Annotated in this window: 6 protein-coding genes; 4 read left to right on the top strand and 2 right to left on the bottom strand. The window is 62.8% G+C overall.

Annotated features, from left to right (window positions below):
• Window positions 1–69 precede the first annotated feature (69 nt).
• The 4 genes from D7D26_RS07515 to D7D26_RS07530 all read left to right on the top strand — a co-directional run bounded on the left by D7D26_RS07515 (window position 70) and on the right by D7D26_RS07530 (window position 3,725).
• On the top strand, window positions 70–456 hold the full coding sequence (locus D7D26_RS07515; RefSeq protein WP_158606306.1) for an ASCH domain-containing protein: 387 nt from the start codon (window positions 70–72) through the stop codon (window positions 454–456).
• Between the two features lie 53 nt (window positions 457–509).
• Window positions 510–2,000 carry a cobyric acid synthase gene (locus D7D26_RS07520; protein ID WP_120372632.1) on the top strand — a complete coding sequence of 497 codons (1,491 nt, stop codon included), beginning with the start codon at window positions 510–512 and terminating at the stop codon, window positions 1,998–2,000.
• A 172-nt stretch (window positions 2,001–2,172) separates the two neighbouring features.
• Window positions 2,173–2,661 (top strand): flavin reductase, encoded by a 489-nt coding sequence (locus tag D7D26_RS07525; RefSeq protein ID WP_233543495.1) that lies wholly within the window; start codon window positions 2,173–2,175, stop codon window positions 2,659–2,661.
• A 245-nt stretch (window positions 2,662–2,906) separates the two neighbouring features.
• Window positions 2,907–3,725: a formate/nitrite transporter family protein gene (locus D7D26_RS07530; protein ID WP_078015243.1), complete on the top strand. Its 819-nt coding sequence runs from the start codon at window positions 2,907–2,909 to the stop codon at window positions 3,723–3,725.
• 74 nt (window positions 3,726–3,799) lie between these two features.
• Here the strand turns inward: D7D26_RS07530 and gyrB are convergent, their stop codons facing one another.
• Window positions 3,800–5,698 (bottom strand): DNA topoisomerase (ATP-hydrolyzing) subunit B, encoded by a 1,899-nt coding sequence (gyrB, locus tag D7D26_RS07535; RefSeq protein WP_120372633.1) that lies wholly within the window; start codon window positions 5,696–5,698, stop codon window positions 3,800–3,802.
• A complete protein-coding gene (locus D7D26_RS07540) occupies window positions 5,695–5,907 on the bottom strand; it encodes a hypothetical protein (protein ID WP_078015241.1) in 213 nt (70 codons plus the stop codon). Before D7D26_RS07540 ends, gyrB begins: the two co-directional genes overlap by 4 nt.
• Window positions 5,908–6,137 lie beyond the last annotated feature (230 nt).

The following is a 6,137-nucleotide window of genomic DNA, read 5'->3' on the forward strand; positions in this document are numbered from 1 at the left end:
GACCGCCGCAAGCGTAAAATCGGGATAATCGCAACGGCGGCAAAAATGGGAAACGAAAGGAGTCTCGCCATGAAAGCTCTGTCCGTTCGCCAGCCGTACGCGTGGTTTATCGAGAGCGGGGAAAAGGAGGTGGAATATCGCACGTGGAAGACAGATTACCGGGGCGATCTGCTGATCTGCGCTTCGACGAACCGCGAGCCGGGGATCGTCGAGGAGTTCGGGGTCGAAGGCATGAAACAGTGTCCTGCCGGCGTGGCCGTCTGTGTGGCAACGCTGGCGGACATCCAGCCGACGGAGGGGATCTGGGGCTGGATTTTGAAAAATCCGCGGCCGGTTGAATATTTTCCCGTCAAGGGGAAGCTGCACCTGTTTGAGGTCGACGACGGGCTGATCCGTTTTTCGGCGCGGCGCTGCAAAACGCCGACGGAACTGGAGCAGGAACCGGAGTTTGACTAGCCGCGCGGCGCGCCGTCGCGCGCGAGTTTCGAGCGGGGAAAGGATTTTCGCAAATGGCCAAGTCGCTTATGATTCAGGGGACCATGTCGGGCGTGGGCAAGAGTCTGCTCGTCGCCGGGCTGTGCCGCGTCTTCCGGCAGGACGGGCTGCGCGTGGCGCCGTTCAAGTCGCAGAACATGGCGCTTAACTCGTTCATCACCCGCGAGGGACTGGAGATCGGCCGCGCCCAGGCCGTGCAGGCCGAGGCCTGCGGCCTCGAACCCAGTTACGCGATGAACCCGGTGCTGCTCAAACCCACCAGCGACAAGGGCTCGCAGGTGATCGTCAACGGCGAAGTCTACGGCAACTACACGGCCGAAGGGTATTACGCCATGAAGCACGCGCTCTGGCCCTGCGTGCTCGACGCGTACCGAAAGCTGGACGCCGAGTACGACCTGATCGTCGTGGAGGGGGCCGGCAGCCCCGCGGAGATCAACCTGAAAGCCGACGACTTCGTCAACATGGGGCTGGCGAAGCGCCTCGGCATCCCCGTGCTGCTGGCCGGCGACATCGACCGCGGCGGCGTCTTCGCCCAGCTCGTGGGCACGCTGGCGCTGCTGGAACCGGAAGAGCGCGCGCTCGTCAAGGCGACGATCGTCAACAAGTTCCGCGGCGACCTGAAGCTGCTTCTGCCCGGTCTGAAGCAGCTGGAAGAACTGACGGGCCGTCCCGTGGCGGGCGTGGTGCCCTGGACGCCGCTCGACATCGACGACGAAGACAGCCTCAGCGACCGGCTCGGCCAGCGCCGCGCCGCATCTCCGCTCGACGTGGCCGTGATCCGCCTGCCGCGCCTCTCCAACTTTTCCGACTTTTCGGCGCTTGACGCAGCCGACGGCGTGGGCGTGCGCTACGTGGAAAACGTTCGCGCCCTCGGCGCCCCCGACCTCGTCATTCTCCCCGGCACGAAGAACACCATCGGCGACATGAAATGGCTGCGCGCCTCCGGCCTGGAAGCCGCCGTGAAGAAGCTGGCCGCGTCCGGCGCGCCCGTGATCGGCATCTGCGGCGGCTACCAGATGCTGGGGCGCGAGATCGTCGACGAAGAGGGCGTGGAAGGCGGCGGTTCGATCGCCGGCATGGGATTGCTGCCGGTCGTCACGCGCTTTCGGCCCGAAAAGCGCCGCACGCGCACGACAGCCCGCGCGGGCTCCGTAAAAGGCGTTTTCGCCGCGCTGAGCGGTGCCGAATTCGAAGGCTACGAAATCCACTGCGGCACGACCTGCCGCGACGACGGCGCGGAGCCGCTGCTCCGGCTTGAAAACGGCGCGCCCGACGGCTGCCAGCGCGACAGCGTGTACGGCTGTTACCTGCACGGCTTTTTCGACAGCGAAGCCTGCCGCCGCGCCGTACTCGGCGCGCTGGCCCGTCGTAAGGGGGTGACGCTCGACGCGCGTCCGTTCGACTGGAAGGCGTACAAGGAGCGGCAGTACGACACGCTGGCTCAGACCCTGCGCGAGCATCTCGACATGGCCCTGATCCGCCGCCTCGTCGACCGCGAGGCGTAGCGCGCCGGCGAAACGGACGCCTTCGAAAATGTTCCACGTGGAACATTTTTCACCGAACATGGCATGAGTCGTTGCAAAAACACGATTCAATCGATCTGCCGCGCCGCGCTCGAAAAAGCGGATTCCGCGCCGGAGCGACTGTGCCCGGCGTCATTTATGGGAGGTCACGATCGTGAAAAACATCGATGAACTGAACGTGAACGTTTTCGAACTTTTCAACAAGGACTGGGCGTTGCTGGCGGCCGGATCGATCGGCGATTACAACGCCATGACCATCGGCTGGGGGCAGCTGGGCACGCTGTGGAACAAGAACGTCGTCACGGTCTTCGTCAAGCCCGTGCGCTGCACGCACGGCTTCATGGACGCAAACGAATATTTCACCGTCGGCTTCTATCCCCAAGAATACCGCCGCGACCTGACGATCCTCGGCTCCAAATCGGGGCGCGACGGCGATAAAATCGCGCTGACCCGCCTGACGCCGCGGGCGGTCGTACACGGCGTCACCTTCGCCCAGGCCGAACTGACGCTGATCTGCAAAAAAATCTACCGCCACGACATGGAACTGGCGAACATCCCCGCCGACGCGGCCAAAGCTTATTACGCCGAAGAAGCTCCCCACACGATTTACATCGGCGAAGTCGTCGGTTTCGTCGAGAGTTAAACGATCGTCTGCCGACGGTGCGGTGGGAAACTGAAAAATAGAGACGTTCGCGAAAGCCGCGTCCGGATTTTCACCGCGCGTTCTGAAGGGCTTGCCGCAGTGCGATCGCCCCTTCAGGACGCGCCGGGGCACGACGCCGCCGCGGAAGATTTTGAAGCGACGGCGATTATTTCGGAAAAGAAACGGAGTGTGTATGACGTGACACATATCTTCAAAGACCGCACGGCGACGCCTGAGGTGGAACGATGAACCTGTTTTCCCCGGCGGAAGTCGTCGCCAATTACGCCGCGGCGGGAGCTGCGAAAACTCGTCTGCCTGTCTGGAAGATCTTGCTGCTGGGCATGCTGGCGGGGTTCTGCATCGCCATAGCGGCTGCGGCGGCAAACGTAATTTCGCACGGCGCCGGCGCAGCCGCATCGGTTCGCCTGTTGTCGGGACTGGTCTTCCCTTTTGGCCTGATCATGGTGGTCCTGCTGGGCGCGGAGTTGTTCACAGGCAACTGCCTGATCTCCATCGCCGTGCTTGACGGCACGGCGACCGTCGGCAGCATGGTGCGCAACTGGGGCTGCGCCTACGTCGGGAACTTCGTCGGCGCGGCGCTGACCGCCGCCGCGGGCGTTTATGCAGGACAGCTGCATTACTCCGACGGCGGACTGGCGCTGTTCACGATGAAACTCGCGACCGCGAAGTGCGCGCTGGATTTTGTCCCGGCCGTGCTGCTGGGAGCGCTGTGCAATATCCTTGTCTGTGCGGCCGTGCTGTTGGCCCTTTCCGGCAAAGACCTGTGCGGGCGCGCCGCGGGCGCGTACTTTCCCATAGCGTTTTTCGTCATGTGCGGTTTCGAACACAGCGTGGCGAACATGTTCTACGTCCCCGCCGCTCTGTTCGCAAAGAACGTGCCGCTGTACGCGCAGAAGGCGGCGGAGGCCGGCCTTGACCTGAGCGGACTGACGTGGAAAAATTTCCTCGCCGGCAATCTCCTGCCCGTGACGCTGGGCAACATCGTCGGCGGCGTGCTGTTCGGCGCGCTGATGTGGGGCTGCTTCGCGAAAAAGAAAGCGTGAACCGAATCGGGGAAATGAAAAAAGCTTCAACCGAACGCGAACGTTCGGTTGAAGCTTTTTTGTTGTCGCGGGAATCACACGTCCAGATTGTGCACTTCATGGGCGTGCTCTTCGATGAACTGGCGGCGCGGCTCGACGCGGTCGCCCATGAGGATGTCGAAGTACTGGTCGGCGCCGGCCAGGTCGTCCAGCTCGATCTGCTTGAGCAGGCGCGTGGCGGGGTCCATCGTCGTCTCCCAGAGCTGGCCGGGATTCATCTCGCCCAGGCCCTTGTAGCGCTGCACGGCGGCTTTTTTGCCGTCGGCCGCAAGTCCGTCCATGACTTTGCGCAGCTCCTTGTCGCTGTAGAGGTAGTCGACTTTCTTGCCGACCTGCACGCGATAGAGCGGCGGCACGGCCAGATAGATATGGCCTTTTTCGATCAGCTCGCGCATGTGGCGGAAGAAGAACGTCAGCAGCAGCGTGCTGATGTGGGCGCCGTCGACGTCGGCGTCGGTCATGATGATGATCTTGTTGTAGCGCAGCTTGCCGATGTCGAAGTCCTCGCCGATGCCGCAGCCGAGCGCCTGGATGATGACGCGGATCTCCTTGCTGCCGAGCATCTTGTCCATGCGCGCCTTCTCGACGTTGAGGATCTTGCCGCGCAGGGGCAGGATGGCCTGGAACTTGCGGTCGCGCCCCTGCTTGGCGCTGCCGCCGGCCGAGTCTCCCTCGACGATGTAGACCTCGCAGTTCTCGGCGGTGCGGCTGGAACAGTCGGCCAGCTTGCCCGGCAGCGAAAGGCCGCTCATCGCCGATTTGCGCACGAGCTCGCGGGCCTTCTTGGCGGCTTCGCGGGCCTGGCGGGCCTTGATGGCTTTTTCGATGATCGGCTTGATCACCGACGGATCCTCTTCGAGCTCCTGCAGGATGCCGTCGTAGAGAATCGAATCGACGATGCCCTTGACGTTGCCGTTGCCCAGCTTGGTCTTGGTCTGCCCTTCGAACTGGGGATTGCCCAGCTTGACGGAAAGCACGCAGGTCAGCCCCTCGCGCAGGTCGTCGCCGGAGAGGTTTTCGTCCTTTTCCTTGAGCACGCCGGCGCGGCGGGCCCCCTCGTTGATGCCGCGCGTGATGGCGCTGCGCAGGCCGGCCACGTGAGTTCCGCCCTCGATCGTATTGATCAGGTTGGCGAACGAGTAAAGCCGCTCGATGTACTCGTCGGTGTACTGAAAGCCGACTTCCACCGCCACGCCGTCCTTTTCGCCGCGGATGACGATCGGTTTGGGCGTCAGCGTCTGCTTGCCCTGATTGATGTAGGCGACGAACTCCGAGACGCCGCCTTCGTAATGATACGTCCAGGTCTTGCCTTCGGCCTCGTCGACGAAGACGAACTTGAGCCCGGGGATCAGGAAGGCCATTTCGCGGAAGCGGTTGCCCAGCGTTTCGGCCGAAAAGGTCACCTCGTCGAAAATCTCCGCGTCGGGCTTGAACGTCACCGTCGTGCCGCGCTTCGCCGTCGGGGTGCCGCCGGTCAGGCCGGAAACGGGCGTGCCGCGCTCGAAACGTTCGTGCCATTCCCTGCCGTCGCGGTAGACCGTTACCTCCAGCCATTCGGAAAGCGCGTTCACGACCGAGACGCCGACGCCGTGCAGCCCGCCGGAAATCTTGTAATTGTGGTTGTCGAACTTGCCGCCCGCGTGCAGCACCGTCAGCACCACCTCGAGGGCGGGACGCCCGTTGGAAGGATGCGGATCCACGGGGATGCCGCGGCCGTTGTCGGACACGCTGACGCTCTGGTCGGCGTGCAGCGTCACCGCGATCTCCGAGCAGAAGCCGGCCAGCGCTTCGTCGACCGCGTTGTCGACCACCTCGTACACGCAGTGGTGAAGGCCTCTCGTCGTCGTGTCGCCGATGTACATGCCCGGCCGCTTGCGGACGGGGTCGAGACCTTCCAGAATCTGTATGTCTTCGGCTGTGTACTGAGTGCTCATGAACCATTGACCTCCTGTGAACGGGGAAGCTCCACATGCCGCGCTCCCCTCATCAATTCCCGATAGCGCCGCCTCAGCGTCACCGGACGGAATCCCGTCACGCCGGTGTGCCCGTCGCCGTAATAAACCGTGGTGCGCCCTTCGTCGTGGACCAGCGCGACGACGTTCTCGAGGAAAATGCAGTCCTCGCCTTCGATGGGAATGAACATGCCGGGCCTCCTTCCAACGCCGCGCGGGCAGATTTATGGAACCAGAACCAATCTATTATAGCAGAAAAAACGACGAAGCTTCGGCCTCGGCGCACTTTTTGACAGGGCAATCGCTTACGAAAACCCACTCGAGGAAATTGCCATTAAGCTCATGAGAAGAAGAAAGCCGCAACGCAGAAAAGTAAGTTCATCCCAAGAAAGCCTCCCTGCGGTAGAATACAAAGAAACAC

This window comes from Pyramidobacter sp. CG50-2, assembly GCF_003612005.1.
Lineage (GTDB): Bacteria > Synergistota > Synergistia > Synergistales > Dethiosulfovibrionaceae > Pyramidobacter.